Annotated in this window: 6 protein-coding genes and 1 pseudogene; 3 read left to right on the top strand and 4 right to left on the bottom strand. The window is 36.6% G+C overall.

All coding sequences use genetic code 11. The annotated features are described in order from the left end of the window. Nucleotides 1–44 precede the first annotated feature (44 nt). The gene (locus A194_RS0114790; RefSeq protein ID WP_017187578.1) at nt 45–320 is read right to left on the bottom strand and encodes a hypothetical protein; all 276 of its coding nucleotides are present in this window, start codon (nt 318–320) and stop codon (nt 45–47) included. 181 nt (nt 321–501) lie between these two features. Here A194_RS0114790 and A194_RS18705 point away from each other — a divergent pair. Further along, a pseudogene (locus tag A194_RS18705) lies at nt 502–1,342 on the top strand (MBL fold metallo-hydrolase). A gap of 49 nt (nt 1,343–1,391) precedes the next feature. On the opposite strand, the gene A194_RS0114780 reads toward A194_RS18705, so the two are convergent. Together A194_RS0114780 and A194_RS0114775 are read right to left on the bottom strand one after the other, a co-directional pair. Continuing rightward, nucleotides 1,392–1,958 (bottom strand): NADPH-dependent FMN reductase, encoded by a 567-nt coding sequence (locus tag A194_RS0114780; RefSeq protein ID WP_017187577.1) that lies wholly within the window; start codon nt 1,956–1,958, stop codon nt 1,392–1,394. Between the two features lie 14 nt (nt 1,959–1,972). Next, a complete protein-coding gene (locus A194_RS0114775; RefSeq protein WP_029425349.1) occupies nt 1,973–3,028 on the bottom strand; it encodes an LLM class flavin-dependent oxidoreductase in 1,056 nt (351 codons plus the stop codon). A 138-nt stretch (nt 3,029–3,166) separates the two neighbouring features. Here A194_RS0114775 and A194_RS0114770 point away from each other — a divergent pair, with 138 nt between their 5' ends. Next, on the top strand, nt 3,167–3,514 hold the full coding sequence (locus tag A194_RS0114770) for a winged helix-turn-helix transcriptional regulator (protein WP_017187575.1): 348 nt from the start codon (nt 3,167–3,169) through the stop codon (nt 3,512–3,514). A gap of 16 nt (nt 3,515–3,530) precedes the next feature. On the opposite strand, the gene A194_RS0114765 is transcribed toward A194_RS0114770, so the two are convergent. Beyond that, entirely contained in the window at nt 3,531–4,133 is a 603-nt protein-coding gene (locus A194_RS0114765) for a hypothetical protein (protein WP_017187574.1), read from the bottom strand. Nucleotides 4,134–4,348: 215 nt separating this feature from the next. On the opposite strand from A194_RS0114765, the gene A194_RS0114760 reads away from it, so the two are divergent. Next, entirely contained in the window at nt 4,349–4,567 is a 219-nt protein-coding gene (locus A194_RS0114760; RefSeq protein WP_017187573.1) for a hypothetical protein, read from the top strand. The last annotated feature ends 160 nt before the right edge of the window (nt 4,568–4,727 follow it).

Genomic DNA, 4,727 nt, shown 5'->3' with positions numbered 1-4,727 from the left:
CCCTCCCCCTTCTCTTTTATTGTAATTACCAATAAATGTTACATCTATTCTGCAGCATTTGCTCTTTGCTTTTTACCGAGAGTGATAAAGCTTGCTAAAACTAAACCACTAATAATCATTAATGCTATAGCACCTAAAACATTAGAAATCTCAAATAAATTGAATTGAAAGTTGACCACAAAAGCAATGAATATTGCTAAAATCATTAACCCTCTTCTTTTACTTTTCCTATAAAACGACATAAAAATAGATAAAGATATAACTGATCCTATAAAGACTGTAATTAATACCATTATGTATAAAATTAATTCTTCAATCATAAATTCACTCTCCTAAATCGAACGCTGTGTACATTATACCATTTTTGTGAATTTTAAAATCCTTTTAACTAAATTTTCAAAACATAAAAATAATAATCTATTCCTTACTTATTACATATTACTAAAGCCTTTACTAATCATAATGATTAAGAACATAAAAATTAAGAAAGAAGGATATACCATGTCAAAAGAAATGAACTACGGAGATGATTATAAGTTTATACCGGCGACTTCGATTGGAAGTGGTGTAGGTAAAGAATTACTGACTGACCTTGTCCAACATACGATTCAAGTGGTAAATGTCTTTTTCTATGGGGATCCAGACAGCAACGAATTCGTGTTAATTGATGCTGGTATGCCAAGGTCTGCCGATGATATTAAGGCTGTTGCTGCAGAGCGATTTGGTGATGATGCACGTCCGAAAGCGATCATCTTAACGCATGGGCACTTTGATCATGTCGGTGCGATTATCGAATTAATCGATTATTGGGACGTACCCGTTTATGCTCATGAGTTGGAAAATCCGTTTTTAACTGGTGAGAAAGATTATCCTGAGCCTGATTCAACTGTTGAAGGTGGTTTAATTGCTAAAATGTCTCCCATTTTCCCAAATGAAGCGATCGACATTAGCAATCACCTCGAGCCACTCCCTTCTGACGGAAGTGTTCCTCATATGCCTGGATTCAGCTGGGTTCACACGCCTGGGCATACACCTGGACATGTTTCATTATTCCGTGAAGAAGACGGTACATTAATTGTTGGTGATGCATTTGTGACAGTAAGACAAGACTCGTTGTATAAAGTGTTTACCCAAGAAAAAGAAATTAGTGGACCTCCTCGCTACTTAACGACAGATTGGCAGCAAGCTTGGGATTCAGTTAAAAAATTAGCTGAGTTAAAACCAACTAGCTGCTACGGGGCATGGAGTTCCTTTATACGGTGATGAGCTAACTGAAGATTTAAACGATCTTGTACAAAACTTTGAAGAAGTCGCTATTCCTGACGACGGAAAATACATTTAAAATGCACATAACCCCCCTTTGGCCACATCTGCACCAAAGGGGGTTACTTTTAAAAATCGTATTGATCTTCTTTCTTCTGCTTAATCTCTTGATAAGTCTCCGTTAACACAACCGTGTCTTCTACTAATCGATCAATTCGCGCTAATACGTCGTGATTGACGATTTCTTTTCTATGAAAATCGACTTCTTCAATGAATACGTACGTTTGAACGATTTGTGCCTTCATATAGCCTAAAATCGACTTTAAATGTTGTTCGAGAATAAGGTAGTGTTTTGCTGAGCCAGCAGTTGCAAGCATACCGACTACTTTATCTCGGAATGCATCAACTGGCAGTAGGTCGAAAATGTTTTTTAACGTTGCTGGAATTGACGCTTGGAAGATTGGCGTTCCAATGATAATCGCATCAGCATCCATTATTGTTTCGGTTACATATTTAGTATCACCGTCATAATCTAAATAGTTACGCCCATCACTAAATTGAACTTGATAATCTGCTAAGTCGATTAGCGTTGTTTCAGCTTCAGGGTATTGCCTTTTTAACGACTCCATCGTGTAATCCATTGCGGTTCTCGTTTTAGAACCAACAATCGACCCGGATAATCCGACAATTTTCATCCCTCTTCCCTCCTCTACTTACGTGTATGCTTCTTAATCTCTGGTAGTATTTCAGATCCGATTATGTCAATGTTACGTTTTAGTTGATCAAACGGCATGCCACCAAAGTCCATTTGGGCAATGTAACGTTGATGACCAAACAATTCGTGCTGATATAAAATTTTCTCAATAATTTGTTGTGGACTACCAATATTCATGACATTATGTGGATCAACACCTTGAGCAAAGTTTTGCTTCGGAAAGCCTTGTCCATTCGTCTTCTTCATACCTTCATTAATATGAGGATACAATTCTTTAAGTGCTTGTTGTGATGTTTCAGCTGCATAGAAAAAGCCAGCTGTAGCAATCGGTAATTGTTCTGGGTCATAACCATTCATACTAGCCGCTTCACGATATGCATCGACCGTTCGTTTAAATACGGTCGCCGGTCCACCTAAATGCGCCATAAATATCGGAACGCCAGCATAACCTGCTTTTACAGCACTCGTTGGCGAACCACCTACCGCACGCCAAATAGGCATCCAACCATTTTTCGGACGCGGTAATACGTGGGCATCTTTAAGTGGTGCGCGATACTTGCCACTCCAATTAACGACCTCTTCTTCATTAATTTTACGTAATAACTCAAACTTTTCATCATATAGCTCTTCATAATCTCTTAAGTTATAGCCTAACAATTCAAAGTTACCGACACGAGATGCTCGTCCTGCAACGATCTCTGCACGACCTTTTGAAATCAAATCAATCGTTGCAAAATCTTCATACACACGCACTGGGTCCAACGTGCTAATAATCGTGGATGAACTTGCAATTTTTATTTTCTCAGTTGCTTGTGCGATTGCACTTAATACAACTGAATGAGCTTGTGTTGTAAAGTAATCTTGGTGACTTTCTCCAACACTAAAGAAATCGATACCAGCTTGTTCTGCTAATTGTGATAGCTCTATAATTTCATGTATTCGTTGTTCTGCTGGTATACGCTCTCCTGTATTTGGGTTCGGCAAATGGTCACCTAGCGTATATAATCCAAATTCTAGACCGTTATCAGGGTTAATACGGTATTTTTCCATGATGATCAGCCCTTCCATTCTTTTATTTCTCTCTATTTTATCTTACAATAATATTATCTATCAAAACTGTCGCAAATGAAAGTACGCACTTTTATGAACCATAGTATACTAAAAGATACTGTAAAGGAGTTTTACAAAATGGAAGAACGTCAACCTGAATTATGTCGAGTTGAAGATGCCTTAAGTATTCTTGTTGGTAAATGGAAACCGATCATATTATTACACTTATTACAAGAAGATACACACCGCTTCAATGAACTGAAACGAAAATTGCCTGGCATTACACAGAAGATGCTAACGAAACAACTTCGCGAATTAGAAGATGAAGACATTGTCGTACGTACAGTCTACCCTCAAGTCCCACCTAAAGTGGAGTACGCCATTAGTGAGTATGGTCGTAGTTTAGAACCGATTCTTGAAGCTATGCATGAATGGGGCCAAAATCATACTTTACGAAAAAACCAAAAAAACAAGGATGAAAGTTAGTAACTCCATCCTTGTTTTACCCTAATTCGTCATTTAAATAGTTTAATAAATCATTTAACGTCAAGTACCGTTCATCATTGATCACATCATAATATTGAAACTCCGGCTTATAGCCTTGTTTAACCCTTTCATTCACTGCTTCAATATCTTGTTCAATATCACCAATTGACTTTATGAACCGCTCTTGAATTGAGTAGCCCAAATAATTATCTTCAAACTGTACTTGCTCATTCATAATCTTACCATTAAACTTTGGTATTATTTTATTTTTATCTTCTAAAAACAACGTATGATCACTAATAACTTCATTATGACTATAAACTCTTAAAGTTAAATCAAGTGTATCATTAATAACTAACTCAGCTCTTCTCTGACCTAACGTTGCGACAATATACACATTACTATCCGATAAATGAAAATCCCGTTCATCGAAGTAAACTTTAAATTGTTGTAACGCTACTTGAACCTTCTCAAACTTCGCTTCGCGATAATTCTTTGAATCATTTAAATTCTGATTGACCTTAAAATAATGTTTATATACCTTTTTTAAATTACGTTCCAACTCTACCAGTTCCAAATCAACATGAACCATATCCTTAGCTTCATCAAAGAACCCCATTCCACATCCCTCCTACTCATACTTACTCTTATAATTTAATGTATATTCTTGTACTTATATTTTTTATCTAATCTATTATTCTATTAAGATAAGGCTGTTGGTTATGAAGCGAGTTAATCAATATTTACAAGATTAGATATATGAACACGCTAGATTTAAATCTTCAATATAATGTAGTATCCTGATCAGGATAAATTTGAATAGGAGGTTATTTTATGAGTGATGGAAGAAGCCGCTCTGCTGTATGTCGTTTATTAAGAACCCTTGACCCTGGTACACCTGTAAACGAAGTGTTTGTTAATGGTGAATCTGAACCTGCTGACTACTTTGCTTCGCTTGATTCTGATTCTAACTTAGCTTACTTCGTTCAAAATGATGGTGACTTATTAGTTGCTGACTGTAACCGTATTGATATGATCGAGATTGACACGTAAAAAATCGTCCATGCCGAATTGGCATGAACGATAACCATCTCACAGCGCTCCTTGTGAGAAGAGGAAGTGGCTATAAGGCCGCTTCCTTTTTTAATAACATATATCAGTTAAATGACATATGTTACCTATAAATATGTATATAGGAGCTACACAGTATGGG

The sequence above is a fragment of the Alkalibacillus haloalkaliphilus C5 genome (genome assembly GCF_000269905.1).
Taxonomy (GTDB): domain Bacteria; phylum Bacillota; class Bacilli; order Bacillales; family Alkalibacillaceae; genus Alkalibacillus; species Alkalibacillus haloalkaliphilus_A.
This window is presented reverse-complemented; position numbering and strand designations above follow the sequence as displayed.